The sequence below is a fragment of the Micromonospora sp. HB375 genome (assembly GCF_017872985.1).
In the GTDB taxonomy this organism is placed as follows: domain Bacteria; phylum Actinomycetota; class Actinomycetes; order Mycobacteriales; family Micromonosporaceae; genus Micromonospora; species Micromonospora chalcea.
The window spans coordinates 2,671,803-2,685,766 of record NZ_JAGGJO010000001.1 but is presented as its reverse complement, the minus strand read 5'-3'; the positions used below and the strand labels follow the sequence as shown (position 1 = coordinate 2,685,766).

Here is a 13,964-nt window from a genome sequence, read left to right as displayed (position 1 = left end):
ACACGAGAGACACGGGAGCGGTCCCGACTAGAACCGTGTCTAGATCATCAGTCTTCATAATGCCGCTCCCCTCTGTTGCGCCGGAAGGCGTGGCTAGCTCTCCACTCCGCAGCAGGCGTCATCAGCGGAGTCGTACGGATGATCTGTGTCGGCTCATCGAAGATCCTTCTGCCTGCCGTCGCACCGCCTCTGTGCGGGTAGTACGTAGCTGCCCTAGCCACCGGCACCTCCTGGTGCTGTTGACGGCGCAGAAGCCCTCTCAGCCGGTTTAGAAGCCCTCTCAGCTTCACTAGCCCTCACCCCTCCGTGTGGTTCCTGCCCTGACAGACGCCACCCTAGTAGCAGTGTTGACAGAGTGAGCAGTGTTGACACAAGAGACATTGCGGACAGTGCCGGATATAGGGAGTGATCTAATTTCCGTATGGAGGGATACGTACCGGCTTACCGCCGGATCATTAATTCAATCCGCTCAAGTGTTGAGTCCGGTCAGTTGAAAACCGGTGACAAGCTTCCTTCACTGCCTGAAATCGCGGATCAGTTCGACTGTTCTGTAGGGACGGCTCGCCGTGCGCTAGAGCGTTTGATGGTTTCCGGTGAGGTAGAAGGTAGGCAGGGTGTCGGCTACTTCATTACAGGCAAGAAGCCATAACGACAGAGGCACGAAAAAAGCCGGGGGTACCCTGAGGTACCTCCCGGTTATGTTCTCTCGTTACAGAGGCTCTGAAAGCCCTCTAAATAACTCCTAGGCAGACGCCTACTCTTCTTCATCCTTAACAACGATGAGATTTCCGTTAGCAGGGTTGTAGTAGATAGAGCAGACACCAGGAATCTCCCTGACTTCGTAGTCACTCATCTTCTTGTCACCATGCTTGGCTAAGAACTCGTCTGGACTCATCACACTTACTCGTAACATTGTTTTCTCCAATCAGTTAGCTAGCGCATATGCGCTTTGGTTTATCAAAATCATTGCTGGCACGAATGGCCATTTATCAGACTTGCCGAGATTGCAGCTAGCGCAAGACGGTCTGAGGTTTGCCAGGATATGAGCACCACCCTTAGATAAGGGCTTTACGTGGTCGATATGCTCCCAGGGTGCAACCCTGCAAATCCAGCACTTACCGCCGTAGTAGGCAATTCTCTGCTCTAGCTGTTCCTGCGTATGCCCTAGATAGAGGGCTTCCCGCTGAAGCGCCATGCGCTTGCGATTCCACTCTCTCCGCTTGTCTGGATTCGTTTCTTGGTAGTCTCGGACTTTTGCAATGCGGGCACTCCTATTCTTTGCATATGACACCCTACAGAACTCCCGGGCACGTGGCCGGTTCCTTTCTTTCGACTCTCTAGATGAAGCGTTCTTGCAGGTCCGGCAATAAGCAGCCATTCCGTCATTACGGCTCTTGTTCCTGCCAAAGTTTTCTACCGGTAGTACCTGACTGCATCTAGGGCAATACTTTCCCTCCATATTGTTTTACCCTCTGTTCAAGATCAACTTTTGCTCAAAAAAAATCCCGGGATTATTCCCGGGTTATCGGTACTGCTGTTTGGTTAGCTGACTTCCCTACGGATTAACTCGATTTGCTTACTTAGCCGGTCAATCCTGGCTTGGTAGTTCGCTCTGTCTCGTTCGCTATCCATGTCATAGAAACCAAGCGCTCTTTCTTTCTCAACTCCCCTGATCCGTTCCTGTAGAACGGCAATCCTCGCTTCTGGCGATTCCTCATGCCTGACTTCTGCTAGGAGCGTGTCTAGGTGACTTCTAGCCCTGTCGTAAGCCTCCTGAGGTACGGCATCAAAAACCCACATGGAAACCTGTAGCTGTAAAACGGCCTTGTGTGTGCCGCCTAGCTTTCCCTTGCCCGCTAGATATTCGGAGTCTCTGAAGAACTGATCTCGCAAGGGTTCTCTTTCTTCCCTGTGTTCATCTGTAGCCGTAGCAATCATCGGGAAGGCTCTGATGATTTCTGGGGTATCCATATCAGCAGTACCACTTATGAGAACACTTCTTAGGCCGTGGATCATGCTTCTTGACGTCTGTATCCGGCATGTCGATATCCGACGTAGGTTCGTCGGTCACAACCACAACGGGCGGAGCCTTGCGAGGTTCAGCACCAGGACTAGCTAGGCAGCTTCCAACCCCGAAACAAGCTAGGACTACGGCAATGATGATTAACGGAAGAAAGCCAGTCTTCTTCTTTGCCATGATTCTTTCTCTCCTGTCTTTTATGCATAGTGCATAGAAAAAGCCCCAGGGCCTAGCCCCAGGGCTTTACTAGTTGATTGCTGGATACGACTGCATGCGCAGTCGGCTATTTGATTAGAAAACTTCTGCCGACTCTCTCGGCTCTATCCATGACATGACAGGCTCACCGGCAATGTCAGTCACGGTTAGCTCTACCAGGCTTGTTCCGTCCGGAGTCTCTTTTACGATCTCTTCTGAGGTGATCTGAGCGAACGGGAAAGAGCATCCGCAGGGAAAAACGATTTCCTCATAGCTCCTAACAAGCCTGCCGTTTATCTCGGCGTATTCAGTTCTGATCGTGTAGCCGGTCACGGCCTGGTCGTGTTGGTTGCAGTGGATCATGTCTGCCCTTCCGGGCCGTGCCTCCCCAGGGGCACCAGGTAGCAACCCTACTGAGGTAGCTCTCAGGCAGCGCTCATGCGCTAGAACCGTTGCTGTGTAAGGGTTTCAGGGCTACAGGGCTTGCTGAGCAGCCCTGCTGATGGTGCGTGCCACACAGTATGCCTAGGGGTCCAACAAAAAAGGACTCCTTCCATTTGAAGGAATCCCGAGCCCCTAATCCTTATCCCTGATTCTTTTTGGTACTTCTTTATTCAGATTTGACAGGTGTGATATTATGCGCCTGTCATTGAGTAGATCCAAAACTCCGGGAACTCTAGGTGAGTGTCCGTTAATTGGGGCGGAACTCGCGTACCGCGTCCTGGGAGTTGCGGCGCATGAATACCTGCCCGCCGAGGCCGACGATGGCCTGGTCGGGTGAGCCGTGGCCGTAGTGCGCGAACCGCTCCCGGTAGAGGCCGACCATCCGCTGGGTGTGCTCCTTGGGCCAGAAGATGTGGTTGGCGAAGAAGCCGTCGCCGTAGTACGCGGCCTGTTCGGCGATCTCCGGGCTGCGGATCGAGCCGTGCCAGACGAACGGCGGCACGCCGTCGAGCGGGCGCGGGGTCGAGGTGAACGCCTGCAGCGGCGTACGGAACCGGCCCTTCCAGTCGACCACGTCCTCGCGCCAGAGCCGGCGCAGCAGGTCGTAGTTCTCGATGGCCAGGGGGATGCCGTTGCGGATGTCCTGGCCGAACCACGGGTAGACGGGCCCGGTGTTGCCGCGCCCCATCATCAGGTCCACCCGGCCGTCGGCGAGGTGCTGCAGCATCGCGTAGTCCTCGGCGATCTTCACCGGGTCGTTGGTGGTGATCAGCGTGGTCGCGGTGGACAGCAGCAGCCGTTCGGTGCGCGCGGCGATCCAGCCGAGCATGGTGGTCGGCGACGACGGCACGAACGGCGGATTGTGGTGCTCGCCGGTGGCGAAGACGTCCAGGCCGACCTCCTCGGCCTTGAGCGCGATGGCGGTCATGGCCTTGATCCGCTCACGCTCGGACGGCAGTCGCCCGTTTGTCGGGTCGGGGGTGACGTCACCGACGGTGAAGACTCCGAACTGCATGACCAGCTCCTCGCGTGGGGTCCGGACCGGTCGGCCCGGGATCGCTCCTCACAACATATTTGACGAGTCAACTATTCCGGTGGCCGCCCGCCCCGGCGTGGCCCGGATCACGCGCCTCCCACCGACTACCCTTGCCGCGATGACGTACCCCTGGCTCTCCGCGCCCGCCGCGCAGATCGCGCAGACCGCGCGGACGCTGCTCGGCTGGACCGTGTCGGCCGACGGCGTCACGGTACGCCTCACCGAGGTGGAGGCGTACGCGGGCACCGGCGAGGACCCGGCGTCGCACGCCCACCGCGGGCCGACGCCGCGCAACCAGGTCATGTTCGGGCCCGCCGGGCACGTCTACGTGTACTTCGTGTTCGGCATGCACTGGTGCGCGAACATCGTCTGCGGGCGCGACGGCGAGGCGGCGGCGGTGCTGCTGCGCGCGGGCGAGGTGGTCGGCGGCGTCGAGACCGCCCGCGAGCGCAGGCCGCGCGCCGCCGACCGGGATCTGGCCCGCGGGCCGGCCCGGCTGGTCACCGCGCTCGGGATCGGGCGGGACGCGAACGGCACCTCGGCTATCGACGGCAGCGGCCCGCTGCTGCTGACGCCACCGGCGATCCCGGTCGACCCGGCGCACATCGTCGCCGGGCCGCGTGTCGGGGTCGCCGCCGCGCACGACCTGCCGTGGCGGTTCTGGCTGGCGGACGAGCCGAGCGTGAGCGTCTACCGGCGGCACACCCCGCGTCGCCGGCCCGCTCCGGCCGCCCCGGTGCGGAACTCGCCGGCCTGAATCGGCCGTTCCGGGCAACCCGGGACACCCCGCGGCGCGTCTGTGGTGGCATGACGCGCCGACCCTTCACCATGCGTTGAGGTCACGGTGTTTTACACGAAGAGCTTTCAACGGGGTGTTGACAACGGGCCATTCTTGGGTGTGGGATGGACGACATGGTCACCGTGGACAACGACCCGTTCACCGCTCCGGATGCTGCCCAGGCACGGGCGCACCGCAACTACGCGGCGCTGCTGCGGATCGCCGAGCGGCACGCCGGCACCAACTCCCGCCGCCGTCGCTACGCCCACCCCGACGTGCCGGACGCCTACGAGGCGGCCACGCTGGTGATGGCGCTCGCCGGGGGCGCCGAGCTGGACGAGGGTGAGGAGCCGGTCGACCAGGCCGACCTGATGGCCGCGCTGACGCTCATCCCGCACGTGCGCTCCGAGGTGGACGCACTGGAGGCCGGGCTGCTCCAGGTGGCCCGCGGCCGGGGCATGACCTGGCAGGCGATCGCCTTCGGGCTGGGGCTGGGCAGCGCCCAGGCGGCCCGGCAGCGCTACGAGCGGCTCACCGTCCGCACCGGCACCGGCGACTGACCGGCGGCGCGCACTGTCACAGCCGCGGGCAAGACTGTGCCCGACGACGGCACGGGGAGGACGCGATGACGCGCGAGGAGATGCTCGCCTACTGCCTGGCCAAGCCGGGAGCCTGGCTCGACCGGCCGTGGGAGGGCGACGAGGTGGTGAAGGTGGGCAGCCGGATCTTCGCGTTCCTCGGCTCGCCCGACGGTGAGGCGCGGGTCGGGGTGAAGTGCGGGGCGTCCCGCGAGGTGGCCGACGAGTGGCTGCACCGGTTCCCGGCCGACGCGCGCCCCTCCCCCTACATCGGCCGGTCGGGCTGGAACACGCTGCGGCTCTCCGGCGGCATCCCCGACGACGAGCTGGTCGAGGCGGTCGACGGGTCGTACGACGCGGTGGTGGCGAAGCTCCCCAAGCGCGAGCGCCCCACCGGTTGACCGGTGTGATCCGGGGGCAGGCGGGTGCCTGCCCCCGGATCAGCCGCAGGTCAGCGGGGGACGACCCGCTCGGCGGCCCACTCGCGCCAGCCGGTCAGCTTGTCCGCCGCGGCGGCGAGCTGGTCGGCGACCGGGCCGGGCCCGGTGGAGCCGGGCGTGATGCGGGCGGCCAGCGCCGAACGCACCGACAGCACGTCGCGCACCGACGGGTCCAGGTGCTCGCTGACGGCGGCCAGGTCGGCGTCGGACACCTCGTCCAGCGCGCAGTCCCGGGCCGCGCAGAGCGCCACCAGCTTGCCGGTGATCTCGTGCGCGTCGCGGAACGGCACGTTGCGCCGGACCAGCCAGTCGGCGACCTCGGTGGCGAGCGAGAAACCCGACGGGGCGCTCGCCACCAGCCGGTCCACCCGGACCGTCATCGTGGAGATCATCCCGGCCAGCGCGGGCAGCAGCAGCTCCAGCGTGTCGACCGCGTCGAACGCCGGCTCCTTGTCCTCCTGCATGTCCCGGTCGTACGTCATGGGCAGGCCCTTGAGCATGGTGAGCACGCTCATCAGGCCGCCGACCAGGCGGCCGGACTTGCCCCGGGCCAGCTCGGCGATGTCCGCGTTCTTCTTCTGCGGCATGATCGACGAGCCGGTGGCAAACGCGTCGTCCAGCTCGACCCAGCCGAACTCCTGCGACGTCCAGAGCACCACCTCCTCGCCGAGGCGGGACAGGTGCACGCCGATCATCGCGGTGACGAACAGGAACTCGGCGACGAAGTCGCGGTCCGCGACCGCGTCCATCGAGTTGGCGAACGAGGTACGAAAGCCCAGCTCCTTGGCGACCGCCACCGGGTCCAGCGGCAGCCCCGACCCGGCCAGCGCGCCCGCGCCGAGCGGGCTGATCGCGGTCCGCTCGTCCCAGTCCCGCATCCGCTCCAGGTCGCGCAGCAGCGGCTGCACGTGGGCCAGCAGCCAGTGCCCGAACGTCACCGGCTGGGCGTGCTGCAGGTGCGTCATGCCCGGCGCGGCGGTGTCCACGTGCCGCTCCGCCTGCTCGACGAGGGCCTCGGCCAGCTCGACCAGCCGGGCCGCCACCCCGCGGGCGTGGTCACGCAGGTAGAGCCGCAGGTCGGTGGCCACCTGGTCGTTGCGGGACCGGCCGGCGCGCAGCTTGCCGCCGAGGCTGCCCAGCCGCTCCAGCAGGCCACGCTCCAGCGCGGTGTGCACGTCCTCGTCGTCGACGGTCGGGCGGAACGCGCCGGAGGCGCACGCCGCCTCCAGGTCGTCCAGCGCGGCAAGCATCCGGCCCAGTTCGTCCGGGTCGAGCAGGCCGGCGCCGGCCAGGACCCGGGCGTGCGCGCGGGAACCGGCGATGTCGTACGGGGCGAGGCGCCAGTCGAACTGGACACTCACCGACAGCCGCGCGAGCGCCTCGGCGGGGCCGCCGGCGAACCGGCCGCCCCAGAGGCTCGTCCGGTTGGCGGGGGCGCTGTTCTCGGTCAGGCTCTTGTCGTCCACCCCACCCATTGTGGTGCCCCCCATCAGACTCCTCCCATCCGGGCGTCCCGCGCCGCCGCCATCCGGCTGGGCAGGCCCCACAACTGCACGAAACCCTTCGCCAGCGACTGGTCGAACGTGTCACCGGTGTCGTACGTGGCGAGGCCGAAGTCGTACAGGCTCGCCTCGGAACGCCGGCCGGTCACCACGGCCCGGCCGCCGTGCAGCCGCAGCCGCACCTCGCCGCAGACGTGCCGCTGCGCGTCGTCGATGAACGCGTCCAGCGACCGCTTCAGCGGCGAGAACCAGAGCCCGTCGTAGACCAGCTCACCCCAGCGCTGGTCGACGCCGCGCTTGAACCGGGCCAGGTCCCGCTCGACTGTCACCGCCTCCAGCTCCTGGTGGGCGGTGATCAGCGCGACCGCGCCGGGTGCCTCGTACACCTCGCGGCTCTTGATGCCGACCAGCCGGTCCTCGACCATGTCGAGCCGGCCCACGCCGTGCGCCCCGGCGCGCCGGTTCAGCTCCCGGATCGCCTCGTACGGGGTGACCGTCTCGCCGTCGATCGCGACCGGGACGCCGGCGTCGAACGTGAGCACCACGTCGTCCGGGTCGCGTTCCGACGCCGGGTCGACGGTGTACGCGTAGAGGTCCTCGACCGGGGCGTTCCAGATGTCCTCCAGGAAGCCGGTCTCCACCGCGCGGCCCCACAGGTTCTGGTCGATCGAGTACGGCGACTTCGCCGACACGTCGATCGGCAGCCCCTTCTCCTCGGCGAACGCGATCGCCTTGTCCCGGGTCCAGGCGAAGTCCCGGGCCGGCGCGATCACCTTCAGGTCGGGCGCGAGCGCGCCCAGGCCGACCTCGAAGCGGACCTGGTCGTTGCCCTTGCCGGTGCAGCCGTGCGACACGATCGTGCCGCCGTGGGCGCGCGCCGCGGCGACCAGGTGCTTGACGATCAGCGGCCGGGACAGCGCGGACACCAGCGGGTACCGGTCCATGTAGAGGGCGTTGGCCCGGATGGCCGGCAGGCAGTAGTCGGCGGCGAACTCGTCGCGCGCGTCCACCACCTCGGCCTCGACCGCGCCGCAGTCGAGCGCGCGCTGCCGGATCACGGCCATGTCCTCGCCGCCCTGGCCGACGTCGACCGCCACCGCGATGATCTCCGCGCCGGTCTGCTCGGCCAGGTACGGAATGGCGACCGAGGTGTCCAGGCCCCCGGAGTACGCCAGCACGACCCGCTCGGTCACGTCGTGCTCCCTTCGACTGTGTCGTCCCGGCGGGCCCAGGCGGCGAGCCGCTCACCCAGCGCCGCCCCGCCGTCGGCCTCCCGGGCCACGACGAGGATGGTGTCGTCGCCGGCGATGGTGCCGACGATCTCGGTGAGGCCGGCCCGGTCCAGCGCGCTGGCGAGGTACTGGGCCGCGCCCGGCGGGGTGCGCAGCACCGCGATGTTGCCGCTGGAGTCGACGCCGTTGAGCAGCTCACGCAGCAGCCGGACCAGCCGGGCCGGCGCGCCCTCGGCGTCGCGCAGCGGCCGGTGCCCGTCCTCCGGGATCAGGTAGACGCCCCGCCCGTCACCGCCGCGCGCGGTCACCGCCCCCAGTTCCTTCAGGTCCCGCGACAGCGTGGCCTGGGTGACCTGGATGCCGTCCCCGGCGAGCAGGTCGGCCAGCTCGGTCTGCGAGTGGATCGGGGTGTCGCGGATCAGCTCGACGATGCGGGCGTGCCGCGCGGCGCGGGTCAGCGGAGCGGTCATGCGGATTCCTCCAGGAGAAACGTCAGCAGCGCCTTCTGGGCGTGCAGCCGATTCTCCGCCTGGTCGAACACCGCGCTGTGCGGGCCGTCGAGCGCCTCGTCGGTGATCTCCTCGCCCCGGTGGGCGGGCAGGCAGTGCAGCACGATCACGTCGGCGTCGGCGTGGCCGAGCAGCGCGGCGTTGACCTGGTACGGCAGGAACGGCGTGATCCGGTCCAGCCCGTCGGTCTCCTGTCCCATCGACGTCCAGGTGTCGGTGGCGACGACGTGCGCGCCGCGTACCGCCTCGGCCGGGTCGGTGAGCACCTGGACCGAGCCGCCGGTGGTGGCGGCGATCTTCTCCGCGCGGGCCACGATCTCCGGGTCCGGCTGGAACCCGGCCGGACCGGCGATCCGCACGTGCATCCCGGCGGTCGCGCCGGCCAGCAGGTACGAGTGGGCCATGTTGTTCGCCGCGTCGCCCACGTACGCGAGGATCCGCCCGGCGGTGCCGCCGAAGCGCTCGCGCACGGTGAGCAGGTCGGCCAGCATCTGGCAGGGGTGGTACGTGTCGGTGAGCGCGTTGACCACCGGCACCGTGGCGTGCTCGGCGACCTCGGCGATCCGGTCGTCGCCGTGGGTGCGCAGCACGATCGCGGCGACGTAGCGGGACAGCACCCGGCCGGCGTCGGCGAGCGTCTCGCCGCGGCCGAAGTGGGTGACCTGGGTGTCCACCACCAGCGGATGCCCGCCCAGTTCGGCGATGCCCACGTCGAACGAGATCCGGGTCCGCAGGCTCTGCTTGTCGAACAGCACCGCCACCGACTTCGGTCCGGCCAGCGGCTGGTGGCCGTACCGGTCGGTCTTCATCCGGGCGGCGAGGTCGAGCACGGCGGCCTGCTCGGCGGGCGTGAGGTCGTCGTCGCGCAGGAAGTGGCGGATCATGCGGGAGCCTCCGTCGGGGTCGTGGCGTCGGACGCGGCGTCGTCGGCGGTCGCTGCGGCGTCGGTGGAAGGGTGCGGCGCGGCGGCGGGCAGCGCGGCGGGCAGCGCGGCGACGAAGGCGTCGGCCTGCGCCACGGTGAGGATCAGCGGCGGGGCGAGCCGGATCACGTCCGGCTGCACCGGGTTCACCAGGAAACCCGCGTCGCGCAGCGCTGCCGCCGCGGCGGCGGAGACCGGCTGGTCGAGCACGATGCCGAGCAGCAGCCCGGCGCCGCGCACCTCGCGTACCAGCGGGTGACCGAGCGCCTCGACGCCGCGCCGCAGCCGCTCGCCGACGCGCTTGACGTGGTCGAGCAGGCCCTCGTGCGCGATCGTGGAGACGACCGCGAGCGCGGCGGCGCAGCTGATCGGGTTGCCGCCGAACGTGGTGCCGTGCGAGCCGGGGGTGAGCAGGTCGGCGGCCCGGCCGAAGGCCAGGCAGGCGCCCAGTGGCAGGCCGCCGCCGAGGCCCTTGGCGAGCGTGATGACGTCCGGCTCGACGCCGTCGGCCTGGTGGGCGAACCAGTGGCCGGTCCGGCCGATGCCGGTCTGCACCTCGTCCAGCACCAGCAGCGCGCCGTGCGCGGCGGTTATCCGCCGGGCCGCGGCGAGGTAGCCGGGCGGCGGGACGACCACGCCGTTCTCGCCCTGGATCGGCTCGATGATCAGCATGGCGGTGTCGTCGGTGACCGCCTCGGCCAGCGCGTCGGCGTCGCCGAACGGCACGTGCGTCACGTCGCCTGGTAGCGGGCGGAACGGGTCGGCCTTGGCGGGCTGCCCGGTCAGCGCCAGCGCGCCCATGGTCCGGCCGTGGAAGCCGCCGTGGGTGGCGACCACGTGCCGGCGGCCGGTGAGCCGGGACAGTTTGAACGCCGCCTCGTTGGCCTCCGCGCCGGAGTTGGCGAAGAACACCCGGCCGGGGCGGCCGGCCAGCGCCAGCAGCAGCTCGGCCAGCGCCACCGGCGGCTCGGCGACGAACAGGTTCGACACGTGCCCGAGCGTCGCGACCTGCTTGCTGACGGCGGCCACCACCGCCGGGTGGGCGTGGCCGAGCGCGTTGACGGCGATGCCGCCGAGCAGGTCGACGTACTCCCGGCCGGTCTCGTCGGTCACGACGGCGCCGGAGCCGGAGACGAGCGCCAGCGGCGGCGTGCCGTAGTTGTCCATCATGGTGGCGTTCCACCGCTGCACCAGCGTGCTCATGAGTCGATCACCATGGTTCCGAAGCCCTCCGACGTGAACACTTCCAGCAGCGTGGAGTGGGCGACCCGGCCGTCGACGACGTGCGCGGCGGGCACTCCCCCGCGCACCGCCCGCAGGCAGGCCTCCATCTTCGGGACCATGCCCGACTCCAGGGACGGCAGCAGCTTCGCCAGGTCGTCCGCGGTGATCTCGCTGACCAGGCTGGACGTGTCCGGCCAGTCGGCGTAAAGGCCCGGGACGTCGGTCAGCACGACCAGCTTGCGGGCGTCCAGCGCCACCGCGAGCGCGGCGGCGGCGGTGTCCGCGTTGAGGTTGTGCAGCACCCCGTCGGCGTCCGGCGCGACTGTCGAGATGACCGGGATCCGGCCGGCGGCGATCAGGTCGGTGACCGCCGAGACGTTCACCGACTCCACGTCGCCCACCTGGCCCACGTCGACCGCTTCGCCGTCCACGTACGCGGGACGGCGCACGGCGGTGAACAGCCCGGCGTCCTCGCCGGAGAGGCCGACCGCGTACGGGCCGTGCGCGTTGATCAGCCCGACCAGTTCCCGGCCGACCTGGCCGACCAGGACCATCCGGACCACGTCCATCGCCTCCGGGGTGGTGACCCGCAGGCCGCCCCGGAACTCGCTGGCGATGCCCAGCCGGCCGAGCATGGCGGAGATCTGCGGGCCGCCGCCGTGCACCACCACCGGCTTCAGGCCGGCGTAGCGCAGGAACACCATGTCGGCGGCAAACGCCCGCTGCAGTTCCGGGTCGACCATGGCGTTGCCGCCGTACTTGACCACGACGGTGGCGCCGGAGAAGCGGGCCAGCCAGGGCAGCGCCTCGATCAGCGTGGCGGCCTTGGCCTGGGCCCGGGTGAGGTCAGCACTCAAGTTCATGTGGAATAGGCCGAGTTCTCGTGTACGTACGCGTGGGACAGGTCGTTGGTCCAGATGGTGGCGGTGTCGACGCCGGCGTGCAGGTCGATCCGGACGGTGACGCCGCGGCCGGTGAGGTCCACCTTGGCGCGGTCCTCGGCGGCGGCGCCGCCCCGGCACACCCAGATGCCGTTGACCGCGACGTCGACGCCGTCCGGCTCGAACACGGCGGTGGTGGTGCCGACCGCGGCGAGGATGCGGCCCCAGTTCGGGTCGTTGCCGAACAGCGCGGTCTTGACCAGGTTGTTGCGGGCCACCGTACGGCCCACCTCGACCGCGTCGTCCTCGCTGGCCGCGCCGACCACCTCGATCGCGACCTCCTTGGTCGCGCCCTCGGCGTCGGCCAGGAGCTGCTGGGCCAGGTCGTGGCAGGCGGCGGTGACCGCGGCGGTCAGCTCCTCGGCGGTCGGCTCGATCCCGGACGCGCCGCTTGCCAGCAGCAGCACCGTGTCATTCGTGGACATGCAGCCGTCGGAGTCGATCCGGTCGAACGTGATCCGGGTGGCGGCGCGCAGCGCGGCGTCCAGGGCGTCCGGCCCGGCCACCGCGTCGGTGGTGAGCACGCAGAGCATGGTGGCCATGGCCGGGGCGAGCATGCCCGCGCCCTTGGCCATGCCGCCGACGGTCCAGCCCGTACCCTGCGCCACTGTCGTCTTGGGCCGGGTGTCGGTGGTCATGATGGCCTCGGCGGCCGCCGGGCCGCCGTCGCGGGACAGGCCGCGCACCGCGTCGCGTACGCCGGGAAGCAGCTTGTCCATCGGCAGCCGCTCGCCGATCAGGCCGGTCGAGCAGACCGCGACCTCGCCCGCGCCGACGATGAGCCGCGCGTTCGCCGCGGTGATCGCGGCGGCGGTGTGCTCGGCGGTGGCGTGGGTGTCCTGGAACCCGGCCGGGCCGGTGCAGGCGTTCGCGCCGCCGGAGTTGAGCACTACGGCGCGCACGACGCCGCCGTGCACGACCTGCTGGCTCCAGAGCACCGGCGCGGCCTTGACCCGGTTGGCGGTGAAGACACCGGCGACACCGGCGTCCGGGCCGTCGTTGATCACGAGGGCGACGTCGGGCGCGCCGGAGGACTTCAGCCCGGCCGCGACACCTGCGGCGCGGAACCCACGGGGGACGGTGACGCTCACGGGGCCACTCCAAACACGGACAGACCGGTGGTCTCCGGGAGACCCACCATCAGGTTGGCGTTCTGCACGGCCTGGCCGGCCGCGCCCTTGCCCAGGTTGTCGATCGCGCTGACCACGATCACCCGCCCCGAGTCGACGTCCACGGTCGCCTGGAGGTGGCAGGCGTTCGAGCCGGCGGTGGCGGCGGTGTGCGGCCACGCGCCCTCGGGCAGCACGTGCACGAACGGCGCGTCGGCGTAGGCGGCGGCCAGCACCGCGCGCGGGTCGGCGTCGCCGGTGGGCACGGCGGTGACGGTGGCCAGGATCCCCCGGGGCATCGGCGCGAGCACCGGGGTGAAGGACAGGCCGGTCGCGCCGGTGGCCTGCTTGATCTCCGGCACGTGCTGGTGCGCGCCCACCTTGTAGGGCGACAGGTCGCCCATCACCTCGCTGCCGAGCAGGTGGGTCTTGGCGGCCCGGCCCGCGCCGGAGGTGCCGGAGGCGGCGACCACCACCACGTCGTCGGGGCGTACCGCGCCGGCCGCGATCAGCGGCGCCAGCGCCAGCGTGGTCGCCACCGCGTAGCAGCCGGTGCTGGCCACCCGCGACGCGGCGGCGATCTCGGCCCGCTGGCCGGGCAGCTCGGGCAGCCCGTAGGTCCAGGCGCCGGCGTGCTCCCCGCCGTAGTAGCGGGACCAGGCGCCGGCGTCACGCAGCCGGTGGTCCGCGCCCAGGTCGACCACCTTGACCGTGTCGGGCAGCGCCGCGGCGAGCGCCGCGGACTGCCCGTGCGGCAGGGCCAGGAAGACCAGGTCCGCGTCGGCCAGGGTCGCCGGTTCGGTCGCGGCGAAGACCAGGTCCAGGCCGGCGAGCTGCGGGTGTACGGCGGTGACCGGCTGACCGGCCTGGGTGTGCGCGGTGGCGGCGATCAGCTCGAACTCGGGGTGACCGGCGAGCAGGCGCAGCAGTTCGCCCCCGGCGTATCCACTCGCCCCGGCCACCACTGTTCGAATGCCCATACCCACCTCCGCATGACTATGCAGAGAAGGGTACCGGTCGGGGCGACCTCATCG

At 69.1% G+C, this 13,964-nt stretch carries 15 protein-coding genes and 1 pseudogene; 4 read left to right on the top strand and 12 right to left on the bottom strand.

All coding sequences use genetic code 11. The annotated features are described in order from the left end of the window. Window positions 1-421 precede the first annotated feature (421 nt). Window positions 422-649: a GntR family transcriptional regulator gene (locus J3R08_RS32855; protein WP_145755138.1), complete on the top strand. Its 228-nt coding sequence runs from the start codon at window positions 422-424 to the stop codon at window positions 647-649. 276 nt (window positions 650-925) lie between these two features. Here J3R08_RS32855 and J3R08_RS32850 read toward each other — a convergent pair whose 3' ends face one another. The 4 genes and pseudogenes from J3R08_RS32850 to J3R08_RS12505 all read right to left on the bottom strand — a co-directional run. Next, the gene (locus tag J3R08_RS32850; RefSeq protein WP_209961193.1) at window positions 926-1,195 is read right to left on the bottom strand and encodes an HNH endonuclease signature motif containing protein; all 270 of its coding nucleotides are present in this window, start codon (window positions 1,193-1,195) and stop codon (window positions 926-928) included. A gap of 347 nt (window positions 1,196-1,542) precedes the next feature. After that, the gene (locus tag J3R08_RS12515) at window positions 1,543-2,016 is read right to left on the bottom strand and encodes a hypothetical protein (protein WP_209961190.1); all 474 of its coding nucleotides are present in this window, start codon (window positions 2,014-2,016) and stop codon (window positions 1,543-1,545) included. Between the two features lie 295 nt (window positions 2,017-2,311). Continuing rightward, window positions 2,312-2,548: a hypothetical protein gene (locus J3R08_RS12510; RefSeq protein ID WP_209961188.1), complete on the bottom strand. Its 237-nt coding sequence runs from the start codon at window positions 2,546-2,548 to the stop codon at window positions 2,312-2,314. A 364-nt stretch (window positions 2,549-2,912) separates the two neighbouring features. After that, window positions 2,913-3,674: pseudogene (locus tag J3R08_RS12505) on the bottom strand (CE1758 family FMN-dependent luciferase-like monooxygenase); the annotation flags it as partial. Between the two features lie 139 nt (window positions 3,675-3,813). Between J3R08_RS12505 and J3R08_RS12500 the strand changes: the two are divergent. The 3 genes from J3R08_RS12500 (at window position 3,814) to J3R08_RS12490 (ending at window position 5,452) form a co-directional block, all read left to right on the top strand. Then, on the top strand, window positions 3,814-4,452 hold the full coding sequence (locus tag J3R08_RS12500; RefSeq protein WP_209961186.1) for a DNA-3-methyladenine glycosylase: 639 nt from the start codon (window positions 3,814-3,816) through the stop codon (window positions 4,450-4,452). A 146-nt stretch (window positions 4,453-4,598) separates the two neighbouring features. Continuing rightward, window positions 4,599-5,033: a hypothetical protein gene (locus J3R08_RS12495; RefSeq protein ID WP_030502457.1), complete on the top strand. Its 435-nt coding sequence runs from the start codon at window positions 4,599-4,601 to the stop codon at window positions 5,031-5,033. Between the two features lie 65 nt (window positions 5,034-5,098). Further along, window positions 5,099-5,452, top strand: coding sequence for an MmcQ/YjbR family DNA-binding protein (locus tag J3R08_RS12490; protein ID WP_043324918.1), 354 nt, complete (start codon window positions 5,099-5,101; stop codon window positions 5,450-5,452). Between the two features lie 50 nt (window positions 5,453-5,502). On the opposite strand, the gene argH is transcribed toward J3R08_RS12490, so the two are convergent. Genes argH through argC form a run of 8 tightly spaced genes read right to left on the bottom strand, consistent with a single transcriptional unit; the run spans window position 5,503 to window position 13,910 of the window. Next, window positions 5,503-6,966 carry an argininosuccinate lyase gene (argH, locus tag J3R08_RS12485; RefSeq protein WP_030271078.1) on the bottom strand — a complete coding sequence of 488 codons (1,464 nt, stop codon included), beginning with the start codon at window positions 6,964-6,966 and terminating at the stop codon, window positions 5,503-5,505. Between the two features lie 14 nt (window positions 6,967-6,980). Then, window positions 6,981-8,186, bottom strand: coding sequence for an argininosuccinate synthase (locus J3R08_RS12480; RefSeq protein WP_209961184.1), 1,206 nt, complete (start codon window positions 8,184-8,186; stop codon window positions 6,981-6,983). Further along, entirely contained in the window at window positions 8,183-8,695 is a 513-nt protein-coding gene (locus tag J3R08_RS12475; RefSeq protein ID WP_043324920.1) for an arginine repressor, read from the bottom strand. Before J3R08_RS12475 ends, J3R08_RS12480 begins: the two co-directional genes overlap by 4 nt. Further along, window positions 8,692-9,618, bottom strand: coding sequence for an ornithine carbamoyltransferase (gene argF, locus J3R08_RS12470; RefSeq protein WP_209961183.1), 927 nt, complete (start codon window positions 9,616-9,618; stop codon window positions 8,692-8,694). The genes J3R08_RS12475 and argF overlap by 4 nt, the downstream gene beginning before the upstream one ends. Next, window positions 9,615-10,859, bottom strand: coding sequence for an acetylornithine transaminase (locus tag J3R08_RS12465; RefSeq protein ID WP_043324922.1), 1,245 nt, complete (start codon window positions 10,857-10,859; stop codon window positions 9,615-9,617). The genes argF and J3R08_RS12465 overlap by 4 nt, the downstream gene beginning before the upstream one ends. After that, window positions 10,856-11,743 (bottom strand): acetylglutamate kinase, encoded by an 888-nt coding sequence (gene argB, locus J3R08_RS12460; RefSeq protein ID WP_043324923.1) that lies wholly within the window; start codon window positions 11,741-11,743, stop codon window positions 10,856-10,858. Before argB ends, J3R08_RS12465 begins: the two co-directional genes overlap by 4 nt. Continuing rightward, window positions 11,740-12,912, bottom strand: coding sequence for a bifunctional glutamate N-acetyltransferase/amino-acid acetyltransferase ArgJ (argJ, locus tag J3R08_RS12455; protein ID WP_113973129.1), 1,173 nt, complete (start codon window positions 12,910-12,912; stop codon window positions 11,740-11,742). Before argJ ends, argB begins: the two co-directional genes overlap by 4 nt. Beyond that, on the bottom strand, window positions 12,909-13,910 hold the full coding sequence (argC, locus tag J3R08_RS12450) for an N-acetyl-gamma-glutamyl-phosphate reductase (RefSeq protein WP_166456318.1): 1,002 nt from the start codon (window positions 13,908-13,910) through the stop codon (window positions 12,909-12,911). The genes argJ and argC overlap by 4 nt, the downstream gene beginning before the upstream one ends. Window positions 13,911-13,964: the final 54 nt, after the last annotated feature.

Bases quoted from the DNA above. Each gene is read 5' to 3' on its own strand.
- argC (WP_166456318.1), bottom strand. From the start codon at position 13,910: ATGGGCATTCGAACAGTGGTGGCCGGGGCGAGTGGATACGCCGGGGGC.
- J3R08_RS32855 (WP_145755138.1), top strand. From the start codon at position 422: ATGGAGGGATACGTACCGGCTTACCGCCGGATCATTAATTCAATCCGC.
- J3R08_RS12495 (WP_030502457.1), top strand. From the start codon at position 4,599: ATGGACGACATGGTCACCGTGGACAACGACCCGTTCACCGCTCCGGAT.
- argH (WP_030271078.1), bottom strand. From the start codon at position 6,966: ATGGGTGGGGTGGACGACAAGAGCCTGACCGAGAACAGCGCCCCCGCC.
- J3R08_RS12500 (WP_209961186.1), top strand. From the start codon at position 3,814: ATGACGTACCCCTGGCTCTCCGCGCCCGCCGCGCAGATCGCGCAGACC.
- J3R08_RS12475 (WP_043324920.1), bottom strand. From the start codon at position 8,695: ATGACCGCTCCGCTGACCCGCGCCGCGCGGCACGCCCGCATCGTCGAG.
- J3R08_RS32850 (WP_209961193.1), bottom strand. From the start codon at position 1,195: ATGGCGCTTCAGCGGGAAGCCCTCTATCTAGGGCATACGCAGGAACAG.
- J3R08_RS12490 (WP_043324918.1), top strand. From the start codon at position 5,099: ATGACGCGCGAGGAGATGCTCGCCTACTGCCTGGCCAAGCCGGGAGCC.
- J3R08_RS12465 (WP_043324922.1), bottom strand. From the start codon at position 10,859: ATGAGCACGCTGGTGCAGCGGTGGAACGCCACCATGATGGACAACTAC.
- argB (WP_043324923.1), bottom strand. From the start codon at position 11,743: ATGAACTTGAGTGCTGACCTCACCCGGGCCCAGGCCAAGGCCGCCACG.
- argF (WP_209961183.1), bottom strand. From the start codon at position 9,618: ATGATCCGCCACTTCCTGCGCGACGACGACCTCACGCCCGCCGAGCAG.
- J3R08_RS12515 (WP_209961190.1), bottom strand. From the start codon at position 2,016: ATGATCCACGGCCTAAGAAGTGTTCTCATAAGTGGTACTGCTGATATG.